The sequence below is a fragment of the Nocardia sp. X0981 genome (assembly GCF_977089955.1).
Genome location: NZ_OZ372435.1, coordinates 4372081 through 4395252 on the forward strand (window position 1 = coordinate 4372081; position 23172 = coordinate 4395252).

Below are 23172 nucleotides of genomic sequence, written 5' to 3' on the forward strand. Positions count from 1 at the left end.
AGTCGTATCTGCCGCATCGTTTCAGGCGGGTGCTGCTATCGAATGCAGCTCCCGGCTGAATCCGTTGTAGCGGTCGAGCCAGCCGTAGGCGCGATAGTCTCCTCGGCGGGTGAAAACCGCCGAGCCCTGGGACCCGGAACTGTTCACGGGCAGGGTGGTGTGCGCGCGTCCCTGGGGAGCAGGCGTAGCCAGATAGTCTTCCCCGCTCCAGACCGCGAGTGTTGCCGCCGTCGAGCACACCAGGTCCGCCCGATGGGCATCGAGGGTTACGAGCGCATCGGTGGCGCGGTCACGCAGCAGGGTCGCGTAATCGGACGGATTCAATCGGCAACCCTGGGGGCGTCCGGTTTCCACCCAGTCGGGATCGGTGATGCCGCGGGTGGTGGCAGCCCGCCAGAGCAGGGGGAGGACGTCCTCCACATGCGCGGCCGTGGCCATTTGCTCGCATATCCACAGTAGCCGTCCCGCGCCGCGCGGAGGATTGCAGCGCCGCCACCGGATGCGCCGACCCAAGTCGGCGGCAACGATCGCGATCCAGGGGTGAATAGTGCCGAGGAACCCCTGGCCCGCGAGCCAATGCAGGTAGCGAGGTGCCTCCTCCAATACGGGATACATGGTGGCGTAGGGGATTCCGCCGATGGTGCGGGCCGCCCGATTGAATGCGTGTGGTGAGTTCGCGGCGACGAAAAGCGCGGCACATGCCAGATCACCGGGCAGATAGCCGGGGTGGGGTGGCGCGATCGGCGACTCGGGTGCTCCGGCGCCGTCCAGGAATCCGTGGCGTGCCTTCAACTCGAGCGCGCGCGGTTTGATGTCCTCGCTGATGGCGGCCTGGGCGAGCCTCGGGATCCGGGTGGCCAGCGTTTCGATCAACAGCTGTTCGGCCTCGTCGGCCGAGGTGGGGATCGCGGAATCGGTGAGCGCGCGGCGTAGTTCATCACAGACCACGGGCGGAACCATGAGTCGCGCCGTCAGTAACCCGAGATCGGTGGTGGTCAGTTCGGCTGTGTCGGCGGCGGTTCGGTGAGTCTTCAGGAAATCCCCGCTGCCCAGATCGGCTATCGATCGGCGCAGCGGTGTGTTCTCCCGATTGCCCTGGTAGTAGGAGAGTGTGTTCTCGTACCAGCGCTCGGCGTCGTTCGACGAGCGGATGCGTTGCTGTGCCACTTCTGCCAGTACGTGTTCGGGCAAGTTCGCGTGGATCTGGGAATTGACGCGGAAACCGGCCAGCAGCCGGCGCTGCCATACGGAGCGTTCCGACTCGTCGACGAGCAGGAAGGCCCAACCGTGGCGTTCGCCCGCGCCGACGCGGCCCGCCCGCCCGAACATCTGCTGGACGGTGGCGACATCGATACCTTTGAGACCGACCTCGGTGTCCTGGACGACAACGGCCCGCGCCGGCATGTTCACCCCCGCGGCGACTGTCGAAGTGGCGACGAGGACATCCAGTTCCCTTGCCCGGAAACCCTTTTCGGCTTCCCGCTTGTGTTCCCACCCTTTGTAGTGCAAACCGACACCGGCGGCCTGACATATCCGGTGTACGGCGTCGGCGTCGTCGGGGTCGACGCCGAAAACGTTCGCGCCGCGATTCGCCGCGATGATCAGCGCGGTACGCCGGACATTGCGTTTGCTCCCGCAGAAGACGAGCACACTGCCGCTGTCGCTGGTCACCATATTGACGATATTCGCGGTCAGGCGTGCCTTCGCGCCTTCCACCAGGCTCCAGTCGCTGCTGTTCGCGACCATCGGCAGCTGCCACGTCAGGCGGGTAGGGCGCCATGCCACCCGGACGGTGCGGGCGCGCAGCCACGCCGCGATCTGGTCCGCATTGGCGACGGTGGCGGAGAGGCCGACTATCCGGGTCGGCGCGTCACCCGCGCGCACGCGCGCGAGAATCGCTTCCAGGAACGATCCGCGCCCGGGGTCACCGAGCAGATGGATCTCGTCGACTACGAGGCAGCCGACTTCGGTGAGAGCCTCCCGCAACGAGGAGGTCCGGGAAATCGCCTCGAACTTCTCCGTGGTCGTCACCCAGAGGTCGGCGGCCCGGATGCGCTGGGCATCGACACGGTATTCACCGGAGAGCCGTTCGACTGCCAGCCCGCGTCGGCGCCAGCTGTCCAGTTCGTGGTTCAACTCGTCGGTGAGCGAACGCTGCGGGACGAGCCAGGCGGCTTTTCTGCCCTGTTCCAGGACGGTGCGGAGAGCGGCGACCATCCCGATCACGGTTTTCCCCGCTCCGGTCGGCGCGATGACGATCAGGTGGTCGTCACTGCCGATGATGTGCGGAACGGCCTCGGCCTGAGCGGGGTTCATCACCTGGTGGGGTAGGAATCGGACCCAGTCGGCGGGGATCAGCCGGTCGACGGGCACCGGCCGTGCCGGGGCTTCGCGATTGGTGACGTGGTCGTGCCACATGAGTTCGAATCCGTCTCGCGCGGCCTCGGCGGCGGCGCCCGCCAGCGGTCGCGGCTGCCGGGACGGCAATCCGTGCGCGCCGACGGCAGCGTACAGTCTGCCATCCGCCGTGAGATCGGAGATGATCTCGTGCTCCAGCAGATACCCGACCTCCCGGAACGGAATGCGCTGGGCGGTGAGACGGTTCCGCAGTGGTTCGAAACGCTCGCCGACCGGCAGCAGTACGCGGACGTCGGTGCCGGGTGGGTAGCCGGGTACGACGAAGTCGGGATCGGAGGTCTTCAGCCAGAGGAGTGGAGACTGTGGACCAGCGGAGTCGGACGCATCATCCTCGAGCTGCATCGCCTCGACTGTGGCCCTCCGTGAACTGGTCGCACCGGATAGGTCGTGTTCGGGCCCGTGGTGTGACGACGACATGATCAACCCGGTCACCATAACCGACTCGGCCGACACCGAGCCGGATACCCTTCGAGCAGCCGAAACGCCTCCGAGCAAGGGCTCTCCGCCGTGGAGGTTCCTCGCCGCCGGCGATGGACCGGCGAAGCCGCCCGGATCCGGCTCGGCGAGCCGAGGAGCGTGGCCAGTGCGCGGTGGAGTACCCCGTTCCCGCCCTCACCGTGACGGATCCGCACCAGGTTGTGTGGTGTGCGTTGTGCGCTTTCACCTGTGCGCGGTGCTGGGCTGCGATGTGAATAGGGGAGTCGAACCCCTCGCCTGCCCTTCGTGCGCCAGAAAGGGACCGATTACCCGTCGGTCCAGCGGGTCGGTGCGCGCCTCCGTATCGGCTACCTGCTCCACCGCTGTGATCAGTCCAGGAGATCGACCTCCCAGTTGGCCCGTTGGATCCGCGCATCCAGTTCACGCAGTTGCGCGGCGAGCCCATCGGCCTGCGCGCGGAGTTCGGCGACGGGCAGTGCGGACAGGATCTTCAACTCCGACCGGAGTTGTCGTGCGTAACCGGTCCGGTTCTTGCCCGCGGCCGCGTCGGCGGCATCGGTGATCACCGAATGCCGCAGTCGCAACGTATCCCGGCGGGCGAGCGCGTCGGTCAGGGTGCCGTCCGCGCCGATATCGGTGGCGGCGTTCGTGCGGTTGATCCGTCGGATCAGTGTTTCGTACTCCTCGAGCACCTCGCCGACTTCGCCGAGGAGCGCCGCCGCGTCCTCGGCGGGCTCCTCGCCCTCCTGGAATCGGGCGTTGCTCACGATCCGGGTGCGCAGTTGTTCGATACGGCGTACCGCCTCGGCGCGCAACGACAGAGCCTCTGCTAGCTTCACATCCCTACTTTCGCTCACGAGGACGAGAGTTCGATTATGGCCTACAAGATGCTGGATGTCCTGGGCGATACCGGCGCGCGCCTCGGCCACGGGAGTGATGGCGGGGCAGCCATCGCTCGGATCACGCGCCGATGCCCCGGACCGGCCGTCACGGTGGGCGGCGCGTATCCATATCGGTGCTCGAGGCCGGCGCGGCGCCGCGTCCCCGCCCGCGGGGCGTAGCGGGCAGGGCTTCCCTCCGGGAGTCGCGCGTGAAAATCCTGTCGGTGGGTAGGCCACAGTCATGACCGAACCCGGAAACCGGAACGCACCCGAACTGGGCGAGCAGATCGATACCTCCCACCCGGACGACATGGATCTGCATCGTCGCGAAGTCCCGGAGAACGAGGACGTGAGCGAGGAAGCGGGCGCTGTCGAACCGCCCGATTGAGCACCGTTTCGCCGACCGCGGCCGGGGAAACCCGGCCGCATGGGTATCACCGTGGCTGTCACCGGGCCGACCGGTGAGATCGGTATCTCCGCTGTCACCGCGCTCGAGCACGACCCGGGGGTGGACCGGATCGTGGGAATGGCCCGCCGCCCGTTCGACCCCGCCGAGCGCGGCTGGGGCAAAACCGAGTATCGGCGCGGCGACATCCTCGACCGGCCCGCCGTGGCCGCCCTGGTCGCGGAGGCCGATGTGGTGATCCATCTGGCGTTCGTGATCATGGGCTCCCGGAAGGAAAGCGCGGAGGTGAACCTCGCCGGCACTCGTAACGTCTTCGAAGCCACGGTCGCTGCCGGACGGGCCCGCCGCCTCGTCTACACCTCCTCGGTCGCCGCCTACGGCTACCACCGGGAGAACCCCACACCCATTACCGAAGACGTGCCGCCCGAGGGCTCGCCCGAGCACTACTATTCGGAGCAGAAGGCCGCGTGTGAGGCAGCGCTCACCGAGATCACCGCGGATTCCGGACTCGAGGTGTTCGTGCTGCGGCCGTGCATTGTGGCGGGCCCCAAGGCACCGGCCCTGCACGACCTGCCGTGGCGTGAACTTCCCCGGCCGTTGCGCATGCTGGCCCGAGCCGATCCGCTGTTCAAGCCGGTGATCCCCGATCCCGGGCATCCGCTGCAACTGGTCCACCACGACGATATCGCCGCCGCCATCGCGCTGGCCGCCACCACGGACGCGCCGCCCGGCGCCTACAATATCGCTGGCGACGGGATCCTCACCCTTTCCGAGGTGGTAGCCGCGCTCGGTGGCAGGCCGGTACGCGTTCCCGCGTTCGCCGCCACCGCCGCTTCCGCGGCGCTCGCCCGCCTGCCTTTCGTACCGGCAACCCTCGAGTGGGTGCACATCGTCCGCGCGCCTCTCGTCATGGACACCAGCCGGGCGAAACGGTATCTCGGCTGGAAACCGGCCCACACCTCCGCGGAGGCCCTCGCGGCACTCGCCGCCGCCCGCCGAGCCGGGTGAATCGGCCCCTTTCGCGGCACCCACCGCGCCTCGTCGAGCGGGCCGTGGCGGTGCCGGGCCCCACCGACCGGCTGCGCCCCGAAACCGCGGTCGAAGCGCTCGCCGGTCCGAGCCCACAGCCGCTGTTTCGGCGGAAATGTGACATATAAAAGACGTGGCCGAAGATTTGTGGTTCCGGATACCGAGGTGGAATCGCTCGTACGAACGGCGGCGCGGATATTCCGCCTGAGCGGAGCGTCGGTCCACGGAAATCCTTTGTCACGCTGTGAGTTCGGAATCGCAGCGGCGCGCCCCCGGCCTGGCCTGCGCTTTCGAGGAACCTGTGCCCCTCACCGACCGGCCCGGGCAGGTCCCGGTGCGGCTCGTGACGGCTGATCGTATTAGTCTCTCGCTTGCGGCCGATCCGCCACGCCAATACTGTTCCGACACAGGAGATGTCCCAAGTGGGACAACTTCTCGCACCTGTCGCTGCTGCTTCCATTGGAGTTCCAGGCATTGACCAAGTCCGTACCGTCGCCCGAAACCGGCACCGCCGGATGCCCGTATTCCGCGCCCGGGCCGACCGGTGCTCCGCCTCGTGTCGCTCTGTACACCGAGGAGTACGCCACCGATCCGCATCGTGTTTTCACCCAGATGCGTGATCGGCACCCGAGTCTCGCGCCGGTGGAGTTGGCTCCTGGAATCCCGGCCACCTTGGTGATCGGATACCACACCGCGATTCGGATCTTCAACGACCCCGAGCATTTTCCGGCCGATGCGCGTTCGTGGGAGAAGGGCGTACCTGCCGACCACCCGCTCATGCCGATGATGGCATGGCGCCCCAATGTGATGCGCAGCACCGGGATGGAACACACCAGGTACCGGCAGGCGATCACCACCGCTCTCGACGGGGTCGACCTGTTCTCGATGCACCAGCATGTCGAATCGGTTGCCACACCGTTGATCGACAACTTCTGCATGGACGGCGAGGCCGAAGTGATCGGCCAGTACGCCTTCCCGCTGACCTTCTACATGCTCAACGCCATGCTGGGTTGCCCACAGGATCTCGGGCAGCACATCGCTGCCGGTATGGCCGATATGTTCGAAGGCGGAGCCGCCGCCACCCACGCGGATGCCAGGATCAACGAAGCACTCCTGGAACTGGTCCGGCTCAAGCGCGTCGAACCCGGCCGCGATATCACTTCTCGTCTGCTGGCCGACCCGGCGCGCCTCGAGGATTCGGAGATGGTGCACCAGCTGGCCGTGCTCTACGGGGCGGGGATCGAGCCACTGACCAATCTGACGGTCAACACCCTGCTGCTCATGATCACCGACCCCCGGTTCACCGGTACATCCTCACCCGGTACGGCCCCCACGACCCGGGACGCGCTCAACGAGCTGCTGTACACCGACCCGCCGATGGCGAACTATTGCCTCAGCTACCCGAGGCAGCCGATCATGCTCGATGGTGTCTGGTTGCCCGCCGATCAGCCGGTCATCATCAGCATGTCGGCCTGTAACAACGATCCGGCGATCCATTCGGGCCAGTACACCGACAACAACGCTCATCTGGCCTGGGGTTCCGGACCGCATGCCTGTCCCGCCAGATCGATCGCCTACACGGTTGCCCAGAACGCCATCGACCAGTTGCTCGACGCGCTCCCCGAGATGCAGCTCGCCTGCCCGGCCGACCAATTGCATTGGCGGCCGGGGCCTTTCCACCGCGCACTGTCGGCGATGCCGGTGACATTCCCGCCGTCTCCACCGCTCGGCCGGTGATGTCGCTCCGGTGTGGCCGCATGCGGCCACACCGGCGGTGAGCCAGGGGGTCGTGAGCGTGCTGCGCCGCACCTCACCCGCATAGATGTGTAAGTCTTTCTCGGCGAATACTGTTGCGCCGGAACAAATCCGGAGATTTTCGGCTGGATGTTCAAAAGCATCAGGGATGTTGCGGGAAGATCGCGCGGTAAACGGGTCTGACCTAGAATCATTTGTGGCGCTAACGAATTCGGTACCACAAGACCCGATCCCTATCCGCATTCTCACCCATCACCTGTCGATCCGCTGATCGGCAGCGTATCGGCGGCACTGTCGGCTTCGGCACGTTCGGCTCGCCGGTCACATCTAGCAGCGCGCAAATCTTGCCGCATCGCCCCGAGGAGGATGTCGTGGCTCAGCCCGTTTTCCTGGATGTCAGGCCAAGTAAGGAACGCATTTTAACCCGAGCATTCGAACTCGCGCAAGAGGATCCGGCATTGGCCGAACGTTTGATGCGCGTGAACGAAGTGGCGCGAGGTATCCGAACGGTGGAAGTCTGGGTTACCGACGCGTGTAACCTGCGGTGCAAGGGATGCTGGTTCTTCGAGCACGATATGGACAAGCAGAGCACCGAGATTCGTGACCTGGACTCGATCCGGGCGTTCGCCGAAGACCTGCGCGATACCAAGAAGATCACCAGTACACTGCTGATCGGCGGTGAACCGGCGCTGGTCCTGGACCGAGTTCGCGTGTTCGCGGAGACGATTCGCAATGTCACCGTCGTGACGAACGGGACACGGCCGATCCCGTACGACGGCTTGGAAGATCTCGCCATCGCGGTGTCGCTGTGGGGCGGAGGACCGATCGACGACGAGCTACGTGGTCATCGGGCCAACGGCCGGCGGATCAACGGCTTGTTCGATACGGCGCTGCGCACCTATGCCGACGACCCGCGGGCCACCTGGGTCTATACGCTCAGCGAGGCCGGGATGCCGTACCTGGAACGAACCGTCGAGGCCATCGCCGCCAACGGCAACCAGATCAACTTCGGCTATTACAGCGACTACGGTACCGATCCCGCTGCGCGGATCCGCAACGAAGAGCATGTGATCCAGGAAATGACCCGCATGCGCGAAACCTATCCCGATACCGTTGTCGGGCACCCCTACTACTTCCGCACGCTGGTCACCGGCCGCACGCATTGGGGTACCTTCGGCGCGGAAACCTGTCCGAGCATCAGCAACGACCACCCGGCGCATGCCCAGCGCCTGACCGAGGGGCACCCGATCGTCGGTCGCTTCAACGCCTACCGGACCGATCACAGTGTTCAGTACTGCGCCACCACCGGAGACTGCGACAACTGCCGCGACAGCCAGGCGGTATGGAGCTGGTTGCTGGTCAATATGCATCGTTTTCTCGGCGATCGAGACCAGCTCGAGACCTGGGTGACATTGGCCGAGAACTTCTACCGCCAGTACTACTGGTCCAGTTACCATCCAGCCCGGCAGACACCCGCCGAATCGGCGGTCGGAGCATAACGTCGGACGGCACTCGACCATGGCAACAATGTCTCTGGAGAAGGCGCGGCTCTTCTCGGATGTCCTTCGTGGTGACCCGGGCGCCCGGATCCTCTGGGCGCGGCCCGGGACCGACCGGCACCGGCAATACGAGAAGGTTCGCGCCCGAGGCGCTCTGGCCACCAGCCGCCGCGGCCTGCTGTTCACCGCCTCCCATGCCCTGAGTCATCAGGTACTCACCGGCAGCGACTTCGGGCCGGCGCCCATCGGTGCGTCGGCCCGCCGCCGCAACGCGACCGGCGATGTGACGCTCGTGCATCCGGTCGACGACTCCTTTCTGAAGCTGGAGCCACCTCGGCATACGGAGCTGCGATCCCTCGTCGCGCCCACATTCCACCGCCGCGGTCTCGCCGACCTCGGGCCCCGAATGGAAAAAATCGTCGGCGACCGCCTGAACGAGCTCTCACACGGCCGGGTCACCGACCTGATCACACACTATGCCGAAGCCGTTCCCATGGCGATGATCTCCCATATTCTCGGCCTACCGGATACCGACGCTCCGCGTTTCGCCGCCTGGGGAAATACCCTCGCCTCGTTGCTGGACGGCGCCAGAACGGCGCAGGAGCGGCAACGGTCCCGTGCTCTCGTCACCGAGATGACAGCGTATTTCCGGGAGCGCCTCGAGCACGCCGACCCGGAGAGTGCCGGACTCATCACCGGTTTGGCGCAGCAATGCCCCGCACAGCTGACCCTGCGCGAGGCCATCGCCACGTGCAGCATGCTGCTGGTCGGTGGGTTCGGCACCGCCACCCACCTTCTCGGAAACACCCTGTACACCCTGCTGCGGCACCCCCACCTCCGGCCGGCCGACGGTGATTACACGGCTGTGATCGAAGAATCCCTGCGCTACGACACCCCCGTCCAATATGTCGTCCGGGTCGCCCGCGGCGATACTCGGCTCGCCGGTCGCGGTATCACCGCGGGAACGCCCGTCGTGGTGCTCCTCGCCGCCGCCAATCGCGATCCGGAAGTATTCAACGACCCGCACGTATTCGATCCGCGGCGCCGGGAACCGCATCGCCATCTCACCTTCGGTGCCGGGATCCATTTCTGTATCGGCGCGGCGCTGGCCCGGGCGGAAGCCACTGTCGCTGTACAACGGTTCTTCGAAAGGTATCCGAACGCTCATATCGTGGGAAAGCCCGCCCCCTTGCCTTCCCGCGCGCTGCACGGGTTGCGGCGACTGCCCGTCGTCCTCGAGGCCTGAGGCTGCGTGCGATCGGGTCACGGTCTCTCCGTCCGCGCGGCAGCCCTTCCTCGCCCACCGGCCAGGGCTTCGTATTCCGCTACCGCATCGTCGATGCGGCCGTCGAGTCCCAGCCAGGAAGCGAGGTTGTTGCGGGCCTTGAGCGTTCTTTCGTGGTCCGGGCCGAGAAGGCGTCGTCGTTCGGCGACCTGTCGCCGGTATTCCTCTATCGGAGCCGCGGGGTCGCCACCGGCGCCTTGCCAGAATGCCAGGCATCCGTGTGTTCTGAGGGTATCGGGGTGGTCCGGCCCGAGCACACGCCGACGTTCGGTGAGCAGTATGCGGTACTGCTCCACGGAGCCTTCGACGTCGCCGTTTCTGGCCAGGTAGAAAGCCAGGTGGTCTCTGGTGGCCAGGGTGTCGGGGTGATCGGCGCCCAGGCCGTGTTGCATATCGGCCAGCAACGTGGCGCAACCGGCGACAGCGGCTGCGGTGTCTCCACGGCGACCGAGCCAGAAGATCCATTGGAGTCGTATGGCCAGTACGTCGGCGTCGTGGGGCCCGCTACCGGGAGCAATCTGTCGAGTAGTCGCCGGAGCGCTGTGATCGCGGCGGTAGGGTTCCCGGCCTGCCCGTACCAGTGGGCCAGGTGGGTGGCTGTCGCGAGGGTCTGCGGATGGTCTGGGCCGAGTATCCGGGCCCGGTCGGCGTGCAGTGCCTCGAGCCCGGCGATCGCCGTTTCCGGGTCTCCGCCTCGCCCCGTCCAGTGCGCGAGGTCCCCGCGCGTGGTCAGAGCGCTGGGGTGGTCGACGCCCGAGACGCGGGTACGCACCGACAACAGGGCCTCGAACTCGGCCACCGCCGCCTTCACGTGGCCGCTCTCGCCACACCAGCGGGCAAGCCCGCTCCGGACCACGTGGTGGATGCCTGGAGTGGACCATCGGGTCAAGTTGATAGCATTTTCGTATGAATCCCGTGGTGGATTCGGAGGCTCGCACCATCGGCCCGGTGGGGCTCGTTATCCGTTGGGGAACGTGCCGGGTCGAGGCGTTGTGGCGAGGGACCGGCCCCCTTCGGTGTCGGGCGGCGACATGACGGTCACGGTCCTTCTCGGTGGTGATGTGATGCTGGGACGCGGCGTGGACCAGATCCTGCCGCACCCGGGAGATCCGGAACTCCGGGAGCCGTGGGTCCGGGACGCCCGGTATTACGTCGAAGCGGTCGAGAGGGTCAACGGGCGGGTGCCACGGCCGTGCGGTTACGACCGGCCGTGGGGCGAGGTGCCCGCCCTGCTGGACGAGCTCGCGCCCGAGGTGCGCCTGATCAATCTGGAAACCGCGATCACCGCGGACGGCTCCTTCGCTCCCCGTAAAGGTATCCATTATCGTATGCAGCCCGGTAATGTCCCGGCCCTCACCGCGATCGCACCCGACGTCTGCGCGCTGAGCAACAATCACTCCCTCGATTTCGGTATCAGCGGCCTGCTGGACACCCTCGACGCGCTGTCCGGTGCGCATATCCGGGCGGCCGGGGCGGGGGTGGATCTCGCCGCGGCGCAGCGGCCCGCCGCGGTGCCCTTGCCGGACGGACGGCGGGCGCTGATCGTATCCGTCTCGATCCGGTCCAGCGGCGTTCCGCCGGACTGGACCGCCACCCCCGGCCGGCCGGGGGTCTGGTGCTTCGCCTACCCCTCGGTGGGGCATGCCGACGAGGTGGTGGCGCGCCTGTCGGACCACCGCCGGGTCGGGGAACCTGCCATCGTATCGGTGCACTGGGGATCGAACTGGGGGTACGGGATCGGTCTGAGCGAACGACAGTTCGCGCACCGCCTCATCGACGCCGGAATCGATATCGTGCACGGTCATTCCGCGCACCATCCACGGCCGATCGAGATCTACCGGGGCAAACCCATCCTGTACGGGTGCGGTGATGTGATCGACGATTACGAGGGGATCGGCGGGCACGAGTCCTACCGGCCCGAGCTGCGGCTGCTGTATCTCGTCACTCTCGCCCCGGCGAGCCCGGCCGTGCTGCGAATGCTGCCCTTGCGTATCCGTCGCATCCGGCTCGAGCGTGCGGGGCGCGGGGGCAGGCAGTGGCTGCTGACCCGGCTCGCCGATATCAGCCGCCGGTTCGGCACCCGGATCGAGGCCGGGCCCGGTGATCTGCTGACCGCTCGTCCGGGAGCCCGCGAGACGCTCTGATCTGCTCTCCCGGTCGCGGTTGCGGGGCGCTGATTCCTTCGGTGAGGATCGCGGCGAGTTCGCGGTAGGCGGCGGCATCGTCGAGCCCGGCGCTCTCCCGGATGCCGCCCTGCTGGATGCGGACCATCATGGTGGCGGCCAGGTCGGCGGCGAACGCCGGGTGCGCGCCGCGGAATTCGCCGGTGGCGACTCCCTCGTCGATGAGCTGGTGCACGCGGCGGGCGGCGATCCGGGTGTTGCGTTCGTAGACCTGGCGCGCGGGAGTGAACGCGTGCAGGTCGGTCATGAACCTTTCCGAGGCGTCGGCGAGCGCCTCGCCGACGGCGGTGAGATAGGCGGCGATGCGTTCGCGGGGCCCGGTGGTCGCGGCGAGGCTGGCTTCGACGGTATCGGTGGCGCGTTTGAAGAAGTGCACGGTCGCCGCGGTGACCAGTTGTTCCTTGCTTCCGGCGAGCGTGTAGAGGGTCGATTTGGAGCATTTGAGGCGGGCGGCGATGGCGTCGAGGGTCAGGTGCGCGAAGCCCTCGGCGAGGAACAACTCGACCAGCGCGTCGAACAGTTCGGTGCGGCGGGCCGTCGCGAAGGTCGAACGGTTGCTCATACCCGCGATAGTACTGCCTTGCTGGTTGCAGTACTGTCGATGCTAGTACTCGCGCCGAGTACCGAGTACTAAATGTCGTATCAATCGAGGGAGTTCCTGTGGCTGTCGACCGACTTCTGCCCACCGACGAAGCGCGGGATCTCATGCAGCTGACCCGCGACGTCGCCGATAAGGTGCTGGCACCGATCGTCGACGAGCACGAGAAGACCGAAACCTATCCCGAGGGCGTGTTCGCCACGCTCGGGGAGGCGGGGTTGTTGAGTCTGCCGTATCCGGAAGAGTGGGGCGGTGGTGGTCAGCCCTATGAGGTCTACCTGCAGGTACTCGAAGAGATCGCCGCGCGGTGGGCCGCGGTGGCCGTCGCGGTCAGCGTGCACGGCCTGGCCTGCCATCCCCTCATGGTGTTCGGTAGTGCGGAGCAGAAGCAGCGCTGGCTGCCGGAGATGCTGGGGGGTGCCACCATCGGCGCCTACAGCCTGTCCGAACCACAGGCCGGGTCCGATGCCGCCGCGTTGACGTGTAAGGCCACCGCGGTCGACGGCGGGTACCGGGTCGATGGTTCGAAGGCCTGGATCACCCACGGGGGTATCGCCGATTTCTACAACCTGTTCGCCCGCACCGGCGAGGATTCCAAAGGGATTTCCTGCTTCCTGGTGCCGAGGGAGACCGCGGGGCTGAGCTTCGGCAAACCAGAAGAGAAGATGGGCCTGCACGCCGTGCCCACCACTTCCGCGCACTACGACGGGGCGTTCGTGCCGGCCGAGCGCCGGATCGGCGCGGAAGGACAGGGTTTGCAGATCGCGTTCAGCGCTCTCGATTCCGGGCGTCTCGGTATCGCGGCGGTCGCGGTCGGGCTCGCTCAGGCGGCACTCGACGAAGCCGTCGCATACGCGCAACAGCGCACAGCGTTCGGGCGCAAGATCATCGACCATCAGGGGCTGGGTTTCCTGCTCGCCGATATGGCCGCCGCCGTCGATTCCGCCCGGGCCACCTACCTGGACGCCGCCCGGCGCCGGGATGCGGGCCTGCCGTATTCCCGCAATGCGTCGGTGGCCAAATTGGTCGCCACCGACGCTGCGATGAAGGTGACGACCGACGCGGTGCAGGTGCTCGGCGGCTACGGCTATACCCGCGACTTCCGGGTCGAACGGTATATGCGCGAAGCCAAGATCACCCAGATCTTCGAGGGCACCAACCAGATTCAGCGGCTGGTCATCAGCCGCCACCTCGCCGGCTGACCCGCTACCACGTCCGCATCCGGAGTCCGCGACGGCGTCGCATCCGCTCGGCCGCCCGCAGGGCACGCCGGTGGCGGCGGGAGCGCGACCGAGACAGCCCGGCACGGACGGCCGTATCGTCTCCACACGAGAATTCGTGGCCGGCCCGTCGACCGGTCTTCCGGATCATCGGTGCCGCGCGCGGCGGAATTCCTCGATGGGCCAGACGTCCTGGTCTTCGCCGTGAACGGTCCGGCCGTCCACCACCTCGACCGGATAGACCGGATCGTGCACGCCACCGATGACCTGACGCAGCGTCTGCACACCGCGCGCGAGGAAGTGGGCTTCGTCTTCTCCGATACCGCGCGCCGGCGCCTGTACCGGGTCCCGTACTTCATGGAGGCCGTGCTCAACACCGTTATCGACGCCAACACCCTGGTCACCGGGCTGGAGTGGCTTATCCCACGGCTACCCCATATCAACGAGAACCTCGAGAAGATCGTGCCGATACTCCGTGCTCCTTCGCCCAGCGCCACTCAGCTGGAAGGTAACGCCGCGGCGATGGTCGAATTCGTCGACGAGGAACTGATCCCGTTCCTCCTCGGCCCGGGTGTCGATATCCGGCAGGTCCGTGTCATGGGTTCGGCGGGGGATTCCGCCAAGGACGCACTGGTGCTCCTGCGCATGATCGGAGCGCTGCCGTGACCCGCATTCCCGCCTGGCTGTCCGCTCTCGCCCTGGCCCTCGTGATGGTGCTGGGGTCGGGGTACCTCGTCTCCGGCGTGCTGGCCATCGATCCGCTACAACGCCGGTATCACGCCGTGGTGGATCTGCGTGACGCGGCGGGTTTACGGGTCGGCTCCGATGTGGTCTACCGCGGGGTGAACATCGGAGCTGCTGGATCAGACCGACGCCGAATCCGTACGCCGGCTCGTCGAGGCGTTCGCCCAGTCGGTCGCGGGTCTGGAAGCGACGATGCCGGCGGCGCGCCGCGGTGCCGAACTGCTCCTGACCACCCTCTCCGCGCACGAGGGGTCGCTCGAGGTGGTGTTGCGGGATCTGGTGCGGGTGATGCGCGATGTGGAATGGGCGCGGCCCACGCTGACCGCCGCACCACCGCTGCTGGACGAGTTCGGCGAGACGCTCGGTGTCTCCTACGAGTACCTGTTCGAAGGCTCGTCGGTGCTGCGGGGAGACGAGATCCTCGGCTCGTGGCGTGATCAGCAGGCCGAGCTCGCCGGGTTCCTGGCACAGCTGGCACCCGAGATCGGCGCGATCGGGGTGGCGCTGCGGCCGGCGACCCGGGCGACCGGCCCGCTGCTCGCCTCGATCGACCTCGGCACGCTGCTCGAACAGGCCATCGCGACGCTGCCGGGCGACAGTGTCCGGTTCACCGTGACCGCACCCCGATGAGGAGAAGACCCGATTCCATGACGAACGCCGACACCACCGATGAATCGACCGATACGAAAAACGCGGATGACCGGACCGCTCCTCGGTCCGAGGCTCCCGAGGCTCCCGAGGCTCCCGAGGCTCCCGAAGAAGCCGAAAAGCCCGAGAGGGCCGGAAAATCCGGAAATCCCGGAACGAACTCGTCACCCGCCACCGCCCCGCGGTGGTGGGCGTCCCGCCGTGCCGTGGCGGTCGTGGCGGCCGTCGCGCTCATTGCCGCGGTGATACTCGCCGCGCTGTGGGCCACCGACGATTCCGCGGGCCGGTTGGCCGAGTTACAGGGCCGCCTGGATACCGAGGCCGCCGCCGAGGCCGCGGCATCGGACTACGCCCTGAACGTCTCGCAGGTCGATTTCCGCGATTTGGACGGGTGGCGTACGGCCCTCACCGAGAACACCAGCGGCCAGCTCGCGCCCAAACTGGACGCTGCCGTGGACGTAGTGGGGCCGTGGTTGACCGAAATGGAGTACACCGCGACCGCGCGGCTGCTGGCGGCCCGGGTCGCCGAAACCGATGGCGACCGCTTCGTCGTGCAGGTATTCGTCGATATGACGTCCAAGAGCAAACAGACCCCGGAAGGTGTGGCCGCCACCGCCACCTACACGGTGACGATGGATCGGGCTTCGGAGTGGACGATCACCGATGTCGGCGGGGTGGGAGCCGGCCTGCCGGGCGGTACGGGCGCCCCCACGCCCGGTCCCGGCCGGCGCTGATCCGGTCTGGTTGCGATCGTCCCGGCCTCGCCGCATTCATTCTTGTGCGAGGCGCGAGACAGTTCCGGAAACGCCGAGAATCCGAGGAGGTGCGCGATGGCGGGAACCGCGCGACAGGTGCCGCGGAAGGTCCCCCGGCAGCAGCGCTCACGGCGTATGGTCGAGCGAATCCTGGATTCGTGTGCCCGCCTGCTGATCACCGACGGATACGACGGGGTTTCCACCCACCGGATCGTCGCGGACGCCGGCATCAGCTCCGGTAGCCTCTACCAGTATTTTCCGAACAAGGACGCGATTGTCGCGATGACGGTGGAGCGGATGATCGGGCAGGTCGCCGAGGGCCTGCTGAGCGCCTTGACCGGCCCCGCGGCAAGGGAACCGGCGCAGCGGGTTCGCGCTGCCGTGGCCGCCGCCCTCGAAGTCACCGAGCAGAACCGTCAACTCGTGCGGGTGCTGGTCGAACAGATGCCGCGTCTGGGCGGTTCGACCGAATGGAGAATCGTCGAACAGCGCGCCGGTGACCTCATCGCGGGCTATCTCGCCGCGGTGACCCGGCCGGGGCAGCCCGGCCGGGCGCCCGCCATGGCATGGATGGCATTCCACGCCTTCCAGCAGATCATCATCCGCTACGTGCTGGACCGCCCGGATATTCCGCGCGAGGAGTTCATCGACGAGCTCACGCGATTGCTGATCGCTTTCACCGGCCCCGAACCGACGGCGGTCTGATTCCGGCCGCACGATCGGATCGTTCGCCCCGGCCCCGTGTATCGCGTGCGGACTCGAGACGGGAGAATTCGCCGCGTACATGGTGCGAACGCCGCGTTGTCGGCGGAGGCGACGATAATGCGACCGGATGTCTCGGAAATATTGTCCGTGCGCGTTTATATGCCTTGTGAACTGGTGTTATCCGGAGGATTGTGGGGAGTTGAAATGCGACTGGTATGCGATTGATCGGTCGCGTTAGCATTTTTCGATGGTTACCGGATATACCCCTGAAAGCGTCGGGAGCCGAACCGTTTACGATCGGCTCGTCGATTTCTCGTTCCAATCGACCCGGGAGCAATTCTTCAAGAATGTGCAATTCGCGGAACCCGCCGGCGACCCCGGTTGGTTCGGCCCCGGCAGCGCCGTGTGGTATTTGCACGAACACCTGCCCACGGTCCAGATCGGACTCGCCGCGGCGGCGATGATCGAGACACTGCACCCGGACATGGCGTGGATGGGTTACGAGCACACCCGGGCCCTGGAGCGGGTGGACGGTGTGCCCACCGGGAGATTCGACGCCGATGCTCTGGCCTCACGCGGGGGCCACACCCTGTCCTTCTTCCTGGGGGTGGCGTTCGGGCCGAGTTCGGTGGCGGAGCGGGTTTCGCGTACCGTGCGTGCCATGCACGACCGGGTCGAGGGCGTGCGGCCCGACGGTCACCCCTACCGCGCGAGCGACCCCGAACTGCTGTGCTGGAACTACGCGACGATGGCCTGGGCACTGGCCGCCGCTCACGAGCGGTACCACCCCCGGCCGATGCGCGGGGAGCGGCTCGAGGAGTTCTTCCGCGAATACGCGCGGATGGGTGCCGAACTCGGCGCGACCGATGTGCCGACGACGAAAGCGGGAGTTCACCAGCTGCTGGCGGACTCGCTGCCGATGCTCGGTGTCACCATGCCGACAGTCGAACACCTGAACCCTCTCGCGCCCTGGCGGCATCCGTGGTACCTCCGGCCGGTGTATGCGCTGCTCTTCTGGGTGGTGCAGGATCTACATCCGATGTGGGCCCAGCGGTTGATGAACACGCCGCAGTACTCGCGCCCGAAGAAGGCGGTGCTGCGAGGTGCGGTGCGGTTACTGGTGCGAGCCATGCGCGACGGCAAGATAAAAGAGGTGCGTCAGTCCTATGTGCGGGTGGCCGCCGGTCCCGGCGCCGGGTCGGCGCACCTCTCCGAGCCGGGGCTCGTGGCCGGGAGTGATATCCGGGAGTGAGGTCGTCGCTGTCGCGTGGGTACGCCGGTTCCGGGGAGGGAGCCGGCCTACCGGCCGCTCGGCAGTGCGAGCAGGCGGTGCGGCGGAGGTCTGTCCGGTACCGGCCGCTGTTCCCGGCCGGGGCGGGCTTCGCACCCCGGCCGGTGCCGCCGGCGGCACGCTGCGAGGTGACCGGTGGACCGGGTCATGGCTCGCCGTCCCGGCTCGGCGCATACGGGTCGCACCCGCTCGGGCGTCGCGCGCCGGGCCGTTCGCCGCGCTTTCGGCCGGGCACGGTCAGTAGGTGCTCGGGGAGCACGGATTCGGCAGCGCGGACAGCGTGGCGAGATCGCAGACGCCGCCGGTCAGCATGTGGAAGGGGGTGAGGACGAGCAGGGCGATGACCCCGAAGATATCGGCGCGTCGGACGGCTTCGACGGCCGACTGCGCGGCCGTCGAGCCCGAATCCACCATTGCCGAGCCGGTTCCGGCTTCGGCCACCGGCGCCGGATGCGGGGTGGCCGGAGGAGCGGCCGTCGCACCGGCCGCGGTGCCGATCAGACCGGCTGCCGCGATCGAGGTGATGGCCAGGCGGAGGGGGGTGTACGTCATCGTATTCCTTCCGATGGTCGACGAACGGTGGTTGGACGGGGTCGGGTCACGGACGCGAAGTGGTGTCGCCGGCCGGCGGTGGCACTGCGGTGCCGGGGCGTCCGCCGGTTCCCGGAGCCTTGCGATCGTCGAGTGGAGTCATCGTTGCTCGCGCGTCCCTGAGTCGAAACAGCTCCGCCGGCGGTCGATGCAGCGGAGAATGGTGAGTAACTTATCAGGTGGGATCGGCGAACCTCTGCCGTTTCGCCTTTGATGGATGATATACCGAAGAGCGGGGGCAGATTCCGAATGAATTAGATCATATACGATATGTATCGGGAAAATATTCATGATATGTAAGAGTGGAGGCGGGCGGCAATTTTCTTTGCCAGTTAAGAATAAGAATGAACATGGGTGGGATCGGGGCCCGGGGGGACAGAGCGGGGTCGTGCAGAGCTATCTCGCCGCTGTCACCCACAACATGGGCCGGGGGCGGCTGCGGATCACGCAGCACTGGCTCGGCCCGGTGTGGAGCGTGATCGGGGTCGGCTCGGCCGTCGCGAATGCGATGAATCCGATCGAGCTCGCTGTCTGTGTCGGCCATGTGACGGACCTGACCCACCCCGTGGTCGGTGATTTCACCCGGCAGGTGGACCAATTCGCCAAGTCGATTCGCCGGCGCGGCTTCCTGGGCGTGAAAGGCGGTTCCACCGCCGTCGCGGCACTCGTCTCCGAGCGGGTACATCCCGGCGCTCTACAGGCGGTGATCAACAAGCCGATGAGCTTCGGCGCCGTCGTGGTCCCCGCCGTAGTGGATCTCGGGCAGCGGCAGTTGCATATCGCGGCGAATACGCCGATGGTCGGCGCGGCCATGTGGGGCGGCGTACGTGAGCAGGCCCGCAACTATCTGCCCGACCCCCGCGCCGTATCGGGCTGAGCGGCCGGTGACCGGTACCCCCTTCACCGGGCGGGAGGTCGCGGGCCTACTCGTCGCCGCGGGCGGGCCGACCGGCGTCCACCCATTTCCGGTGCCGCTTGACGGCGCGATCGTAGATCCACGAAATCTCTTTTCCGGAGCGGCGGTCGAAGGCCAAGCCGATCATATGCTGCAGATCGTGGAACGCGGTCCAGATGGGGGAGTCGATAACGGCCAGCGGGTCGGGGCGTTCGGGCGGGTGCGGGGGTAACAGAACCCAGGTGCCGTCGAGCGCGCGCCGGAAGGTCTCGCCGATGACGTAGACGAAGTGCAGGGCGGTCTCGAGGTTTTCCTCGGTGAACATGTCGTGGTCGGTGGGGTAGCGGAGCAGCATCTGGTGTTCGGCGATGACGAGGCCCTCGCGTGTATAGAGGTGACCGTCGAGTTCGGGGACGTCGCGGTGGACGAACTCGCTCTCCACCTGCTTTTCCTGCATCCGCAGCCAGTTGTGGAAATCCTCGTCGTGCCGGCTCGCCTCGTACTCCGGGATCTGCCCGCGTGGGGTTTGTTCGTTCGAGGTCATCTGTCCTCCCGGATGTGTGCCGCATGCTCGCGCTGTTCGTAGTGGTAGTCGACGGTGAACTGGTCTCCGTACTCGCCTTCGTTCGGTCCGGCCCGGTTTGCGGGCCGAGCGGAACAGGCGCTCTCAGGGTATAGGTGATCTTGTCACCGAGCTCGAGGGGCTGTTCGTCCTTTTCCGCTCGGTCACCGCCGAGGTTGCCGCTCGTATGCTCGACCGGTTCGCCGGGTATGCGAACCCTCGTCCGGGCGCCGGGTTCGGAAACGCACCCGAACACGCAACCCTCGTGGTGATGCCGGGTTGCGTGCTCGGTGCGCACGAACTGTGAGAACCGCGGTGCGGTTCCACGGCGAGCCGGCGGGGCTCGCTTCATCACTGTCTACACAGGGTTCAGCGGCGGCGAGGGGGGAAAGACGACCGGTAGTGCCGCCAGCGCCCGGTGGAACGGCCCCGGGCGCCAGACGAGTGCTTCGACCGGCACCGCCAGCTCCAGTTCCGGGAGTGCGTCGAGCAGCAGATCGATCGCGGCCTCGACCACCACGTACGCGGCCGAGCGGGCCGGGCAGGCGTGCGGCCCGATACTCCAGGCCAGATGGGACCGGTTACCGGCGAAGTCGTCACCCCGGATGGCCGGATCGTTGTTGCAGGCGGCCAGGCTGATCAGTACCGGCTGATCGGCCGGCAGCCATGTGTCGTCGAGGAGGATCGGCTGACGCGGATAAGTGGGACAGAAGTTCGCCAGCGGTGGATCGTTGAACAGCACCTCGTCCAATGCGTCCCGGGTGGTCAAGCTGCCGCTGAGCATGCTTCCGCCGAAACGTTCATCGGTCATCATCAACAGCAGGGCGTTGATGATGAGATTCTGCTGCGGTTCCACCCCGGCGGCGTAGATGGTGCTCAGGTTGTACACCGCTTCCTCGTCGTCGAGTGCCGACGGATGGTGAACCAGCCGTGAGGAGATATCGTCGCCCGGATCGGATCGTTTCTCGACAATGATCTCCAGCAACGCCTCGGCGGGACGTTTCGTCTCCCATTCCGCATCGACACCCTCGAAAAGTTCTGCCACCCCCGCCGCCACCCGCTGCCCCAACTCCGGGGTGCATCCGACCATACGGTTGAGCACCTCGAAGACCAGCGGGAACGCATACTGGGAGACGAGATCGGCTTTTCCCGATTCGCAGAACGAGTTGATGAGCGGGCCGGCGACCCGTTCCACGTCCTGGTGCAACCGGTGCAGATCTATTCCGTCGATGGCGTACACATGCGCCCGCCGATAGCGCTGATGCAGTTCGCCACTGTTGTGCAGGACGGTTGGGTTCCACTTCATCATCGGCCGTACCGGTGAATCGAGCGGGATGCTCTTCTGCCAGTGTTGTGGGTCCGCGGGAAACCGTTCGGGATCATTGAGGATTCGGAGAGCGGCAGCGTAACCGATCACCAGGGTGGCCGGTACCCCCGGCGCCAGTTCGACGGGAACCAGCGCACCGTGGCGCTCACGCATCGTGGCATAGGCGCTGTGCGGATCGTTCGCGAATTCCTCCGAATAGATACTGAAGCGCGGTGCCGCCGCTCCGGTGGGTTCGCTGTGGATCATCGGGCACCCGAGGCCGAACGCCGGTGCTGCGGTACCGAGATGTAGTGCACGCTCAAAGACGAGGCTCCAATCGACGGGACGGGTACTCGACGAGCGATCGCTTCCTGGAGACAGGTACGGCCGGGTTCCGCTCGGCGAACAGCGTTGTTCACGGTACCGGTGTCGGGAAAGATACACCGGGAATTCCTGGCGACCGGTACCCGTGGGGCCGTTTCACACGCTGGGGCCGGGGCCGGCCGAAGCGGCCCCGCCACGAAACCGCTACCGTCGAATCGGTGCGGGCTCCTGTGATATGCCTTCAGCATTCGTTTACCGCTGGGATGCCGCGCAGGCGCTCGTCCAGCCAGGCCACGGCCTCGGGATAACCGAGGGCGGCCGCGATGATGTGTTCGCCGAGCACACTACGGTAGACCGCGGTGACGCCGAGGGAGCACTGCTCGCGGTAGAGGTTGCGCGCCCCCTCGGCCGGGATCCAGAACTCCTGTTCACCGTTGTAGATGTAGAGCGGCGTCGCCGCCGCGAGCCCCGGCATCCGGGTCACTTCGTAGACCTCGTGTGCCAGCGTCGATTGCAGTGGATCGGCGATATTCGCGGCGATATCGATCGGTAGCGACAGCACGCCGGGTAGCGCGAGAACGCGCACGCACTGGTCTTTCATCGGTGAGGTGGCCACCCACTGGGCGAGATGATTCATCCGGGCCAGGATCTCGGGCCGCTCGCGCGCGATACCGAAGACGGCCGCCATGAACACGGCCGAGGCCGGATTGCCGTTCATGCTGCGGGCCAGGATCTCGTAGTCTGCGGGTACGCCGCCGAGCGCCGCACCGGCCAGTGCCGGCGCGAGATCGGGTGCGTAACTCTCGATCAGTTTCACCGCGCCGTGCGTGGCGATCGCGCCGCCGGAGTAGCCGGTCATCGCGAACCGGCTCGCGCCGAACTCGTCCCCTCGCCAATTGCGTACCGCGCGCACCGCATCCAGTACCGCGTGCCCCGCGACGTAGGGCTCGGCGTAGGCCATCAGCGGACCCTCGTGGTCCGGTATGAGTACGGCGTAACCGCGCAGCGCGGCCAGATGCGTGGTGGGCGGTACGAAATCGGTGAGCGAGCTGTCGAACGAGAAGCCGTGCGCCAGGGTATAGCTCGGTGTGCAGTGACGACCGAGAGCGTCGATCGGAAGGTTGTTGACCACCACCGGCCGCGCTCCGGGCACCGGTGAGGCGGTCGCCGGAATCACCAGCGTGGCCGTGGCGAAGGAGGGACGGTCGTGTGCGTCGGTGGTCCGGTATTTGAACAGCAGCGCCTGCCGGATCGGCACCACGACCAGCGGTGCGGCCGAGGCGGTGATATCCCGGAACTCGATCACCGCACCCGGGGCGTAGCCGGCGAGATCCGGCGGCCACAGATCGAATATCGGGTCGCCGACCGGCGCGGGCAGCACCGCCCGGCGCAGCGCCGCCAGTTCCGGTGTCGTCTCCTGCGCTTCCTCCGGCGGCACCGGTGCGATCGGTGGCTGCGGAACCACCTGGTCGATCCACTGCTGGATACCGGGCAGGAGCGCACCGCTCGCGGCCGCGGGCAGCGGGGACATCGGTGATTCGGGCGGTGCGAGCGGCTGGGCGGCGGCCTGCCCGGTGAGCAACGGCACGATGACGAACAACACGAGAGCGCCGGCGCGCAAACATCTCATGGCACACGC

General features: G+C 66.8%; 20 protein-coding genes and 2 pseudogenes. 13 read left to right on the top strand and 9 right to left on the bottom strand.

The genetic code is table 11. The features are described 5' to 3' along the window. Nucleotides 1-21 precede the first annotated feature (21 nt). Both ACYR7D_RS19150 and ACYR7D_RS19155 read right to left on the bottom strand, forming a co-directional pair. Nucleotides 22-2760 carry a DEAD/DEAH box helicase gene (locus ACYR7D_RS19150; protein WP_459545900.1) on the bottom strand — a complete coding sequence of 913 codons (2739 nt, stop codon included), beginning with the start codon at nucleotides 2758-2760 and terminating at the stop codon, nucleotides 22-24. Between the two features lie 464 nt (nucleotides 2761-3224). Next, on the bottom strand, nucleotides 3225-3695 hold the full coding sequence (locus ACYR7D_RS19155) for a DIP1984 family protein (protein ID WP_459545901.1): 471 nt from the start codon (nucleotides 3693-3695) through the stop codon (nucleotides 3225-3227). A 283-nt stretch (nucleotides 3696-3978) separates the two neighbouring features. On the opposite strand from ACYR7D_RS19155, the gene ACYR7D_RS19160 reads away from it, so the two are divergent. The 5 genes from ACYR7D_RS19160 (at nucleotide 3979) to ACYR7D_RS19180 (ending at nucleotide 9672) form a co-directional block, all read left to right on the top strand. Then, entirely contained in the window at nucleotides 3979-4125 is a 147-nt protein-coding gene (locus tag ACYR7D_RS19160) for a hypothetical protein (RefSeq protein ID WP_459545902.1), read from the top strand. 39 nt (nucleotides 4126-4164) lie between these two features. Then, nucleotides 4165-5151 (top strand): NAD-dependent epimerase/dehydratase family protein, encoded by a 987-nt coding sequence (locus tag ACYR7D_RS19165; RefSeq protein WP_459545903.1) that lies wholly within the window; start codon nucleotides 4165-4167, stop codon nucleotides 5149-5151. A 495-nt stretch (nucleotides 5152-5646) separates the two neighbouring features. Further along, nucleotides 5647-6909: a cytochrome P450 gene (locus tag ACYR7D_RS19170; RefSeq protein WP_459545904.1), complete on the top strand. Its 1263-nt coding sequence runs from the start codon at nucleotides 5647-5649 to the stop codon at nucleotides 6907-6909. Nucleotides 6910-7298: 389 nt separating this feature from the next. Further along, the gene (locus tag ACYR7D_RS19175; RefSeq protein WP_459545905.1) at nucleotides 7299-8426 is read left to right on the top strand and encodes a radical SAM protein; all 1128 of its coding nucleotides are present in this window, start codon (nucleotides 7299-7301) and stop codon (nucleotides 8424-8426) included. A gap of 28 nt (nucleotides 8427-8454) precedes the next feature. After that, nucleotides 8455-9672 (top strand): cytochrome P450, encoded by a 1218-nt coding sequence (locus ACYR7D_RS19180; RefSeq protein ID WP_459545906.1) that lies wholly within the window; start codon nucleotides 8455-8457, stop codon nucleotides 9670-9672. 17 nt (nucleotides 9673-9689) lie between these two features. Here ACYR7D_RS19180 and ACYR7D_RS19185 read toward each other — a convergent pair whose 3' ends face one another. Further along, nucleotides 9690-10103 carry a tetratricopeptide repeat protein gene (locus tag ACYR7D_RS19185; protein WP_459545907.1) on the bottom strand — a complete coding sequence of 138 codons (414 nt, stop codon included), beginning with the start codon at nucleotides 10101-10103 and terminating at the stop codon, nucleotides 9690-9692. A gap of 137 nt (nucleotides 10104-10240) precedes the next feature. Next, nucleotides 10241-10567: pseudogene (locus ACYR7D_RS19190) on the bottom strand (tetratricopeptide repeat protein); the annotation flags it as partial. 160 nt (nucleotides 10568-10727) lie between these two features. Between ACYR7D_RS19190 and ACYR7D_RS19195 the strand changes: the two are divergent. Beyond that, nucleotides 10728-11855, top strand: a complete 1128-nt coding sequence (locus ACYR7D_RS19195) for a CapA family protein (RefSeq protein ID WP_459545908.1) — start codon at nucleotides 10728-10730, stop codon at nucleotides 11853-11855. 25 nt (nucleotides 11856-11880) lie between these two features. On the opposite strand, the pseudogene ACYR7D_RS19200 reads toward ACYR7D_RS19195, so the two are convergent. Continuing rightward, nucleotides 11881-12456, bottom strand: a pseudogene (locus tag ACYR7D_RS19200) (TetR/AcrR family transcriptional regulator); the annotation flags it as partial. A 98-nt stretch (nucleotides 12457-12554) separates the two neighbouring features. Here ACYR7D_RS19200 and ACYR7D_RS19205 point away from each other — a divergent pair. The 6 genes from ACYR7D_RS19205 to ACYR7D_RS19230 all read left to right on the top strand — a co-directional run bounded on the left by ACYR7D_RS19205 (nucleotide 12555) and on the right by ACYR7D_RS19230 (nucleotide 17816). Beyond that, nucleotides 12555-13694, top strand: a complete 1140-nt coding sequence (locus tag ACYR7D_RS19205; RefSeq protein WP_459545909.1) for an acyl-CoA dehydrogenase family protein — start codon at nucleotides 12555-12557, stop codon at nucleotides 13692-13694. A 171-nt stretch (nucleotides 13695-13865) separates the two neighbouring features. Next, on the top strand, nucleotides 13866-14378 hold the full coding sequence (locus ACYR7D_RS19210; RefSeq protein ID WP_459545910.1) for a hypothetical protein: 513 nt from the start codon (nucleotides 13866-13868) through the stop codon (nucleotides 14376-14378). Nucleotides 14379-14648: 270 nt separating this feature from the next. Beyond that, the gene (locus ACYR7D_RS19215) at nucleotides 14649-15086 is read left to right on the top strand and encodes a hypothetical protein (protein ID WP_459545911.1); all 438 of its coding nucleotides are present in this window, start codon (nucleotides 14649-14651) and stop codon (nucleotides 15084-15086) included. A gap of 17 nt (nucleotides 15087-15103) precedes the next feature. Then, nucleotides 15104-15838 carry a hypothetical protein gene (locus ACYR7D_RS19220; RefSeq protein ID WP_459545912.1) on the top strand — a complete coding sequence of 245 codons (735 nt, stop codon included), beginning with the start codon at nucleotides 15104-15106 and terminating at the stop codon, nucleotides 15836-15838. A 96-nt stretch (nucleotides 15839-15934) separates the two neighbouring features. Beyond that, entirely contained in the window at nucleotides 15935-16564 is a 630-nt protein-coding gene (locus ACYR7D_RS19225; RefSeq protein WP_459545913.1) for a TetR/AcrR family transcriptional regulator, read from the top strand. A gap of 247 nt (nucleotides 16565-16811) precedes the next feature. Next, nucleotides 16812-17816, top strand: coding sequence for an oxygenase MpaB family protein (locus ACYR7D_RS19230; RefSeq protein WP_459545914.1), 1005 nt, complete (start codon nucleotides 16812-16814; stop codon nucleotides 17814-17816). Nucleotides 17817-18092: 276 nt separating this feature from the next. Here ACYR7D_RS19230 and ACYR7D_RS19235 read toward each other — a convergent pair whose 3' ends face one another. After that, nucleotides 18093-18407 carry a hypothetical protein gene (locus ACYR7D_RS19235; RefSeq protein WP_459545915.1) on the bottom strand — a complete coding sequence of 105 codons (315 nt, stop codon included), beginning with the start codon at nucleotides 18405-18407 and terminating at the stop codon, nucleotides 18093-18095. A gap of 427 nt (nucleotides 18408-18834) precedes the next feature. Between ACYR7D_RS19235 and ACYR7D_RS19240 the strand changes: the two genes are divergently transcribed. Next, on the top strand, nucleotides 18835-19323 hold the full coding sequence (locus tag ACYR7D_RS19240; protein WP_459545916.1) for a hypothetical protein: 489 nt from the start codon (nucleotides 18835-18837) through the stop codon (nucleotides 19321-19323). 46 nt (nucleotides 19324-19369) lie between these two features. Here the strand turns inward: ACYR7D_RS19240 and ACYR7D_RS19245 are convergent, their stop codons facing one another. The 3 genes from ACYR7D_RS19245 to ACYR7D_RS19255 form a co-directional block, all read right to left on the bottom strand. Further along, nucleotides 19370-19885, bottom strand: a complete 516-nt coding sequence (locus ACYR7D_RS19245; protein ID WP_459545917.1) for a hypothetical protein — start codon at nucleotides 19883-19885, stop codon at nucleotides 19370-19372. A gap of 376 nt (nucleotides 19886-20261) precedes the next feature. Further along, nucleotides 20262-21476: a cytochrome P450 family protein gene (locus ACYR7D_RS19250; protein ID WP_459545918.1), complete on the bottom strand. Its 1215-nt coding sequence runs from the start codon at nucleotides 21474-21476 to the stop codon at nucleotides 20262-20264. Nucleotides 21477-21774: 298 nt separating this feature from the next. Continuing rightward, a complete protein-coding gene (locus ACYR7D_RS19255) occupies nucleotides 21775-23163 on the bottom strand; it encodes a lipase family protein (RefSeq protein ID WP_459545919.1) in 1389 nt (462 codons plus the stop codon). Nucleotides 23164-23172 lie beyond the last annotated feature (9 nt).

Excerpts from the sequence above, each read along its gene's own strand:
- ACYR7D_RS19150 (WP_459545900.1), bottom strand. The coding sequence starts at position 2,760 with ATGCAGCTCGAGGATGATGCGTCCGACTCCGCTGGTCCACAGTCTCCA.
- ACYR7D_RS19160 (WP_459545902.1), top strand. The coding sequence starts at position 3,979 with ATGACCGAACCCGGAAACCGGAACGCACCCGAACTGGGCGAGCAGATC.
- ACYR7D_RS19165 (WP_459545903.1), top strand. The coding sequence starts at position 4,165 with ATGGGTATCACCGTGGCTGTCACCGGGCCGACCGGTGAGATCGGTATC.
- ACYR7D_RS19180 (WP_459545906.1), top strand. The coding sequence starts at position 8,455 with ATGTCTCTGGAGAAGGCGCGGCTCTTCTCGGATGTCCTTCGTGGTGAC.
- ACYR7D_RS19185 (WP_459545907.1), bottom strand. The coding sequence starts at position 10,103 with ATGCAACACGGCCTGGGCGCCGATCACCCCGACACCCTGGCCACCAGA.
- ACYR7D_RS19215 (WP_459545911.1), top strand. The coding sequence starts at position 14,649 with ATGCCGGCGGCGCGCCGCGGTGCCGAACTGCTCCTGACCACCCTCTCC.
- ACYR7D_RS19220 (WP_459545912.1), top strand. The coding sequence starts at position 15,104 with ATGACGAACGCCGACACCACCGATGAATCGACCGATACGAAAAACGCG.
- ACYR7D_RS19225 (WP_459545913.1), top strand. The coding sequence starts at position 15,935 with ATGGCGGGAACCGCGCGACAGGTGCCGCGGAAGGTCCCCCGGCAGCAG.
- ACYR7D_RS19230 (WP_459545914.1), top strand. The coding sequence starts at position 16,812 with ATGGTTACCGGATATACCCCTGAAAGCGTCGGGAGCCGAACCGTTTAC.
- ACYR7D_RS19235 (WP_459545915.1), bottom strand. The coding sequence starts at position 18,407 with ATGACGTACACCCCCCTCCGCCTGGCCATCACCTCGATCGCGGCAGCC.
- ACYR7D_RS19245 (WP_459545917.1), bottom strand. The coding sequence starts at position 19,885 with ATGACCTCGAACGAACAAACCCCACGCGGGCAGATCCCGGAGTACGAG.
- ACYR7D_RS19250 (WP_459545918.1), bottom strand. The coding sequence starts at position 21,476 with ATGATCCACAGCGAACCCACCGGAGCGGCGGCACCGCGCTTCAGTATC.
- ACYR7D_RS19255 (WP_459545919.1), bottom strand. The coding sequence starts at position 23,163 with ATGAGATGTTTGCGCGCCGGCGCTCTCGTGTTGTTCGTCATCGTGCCG.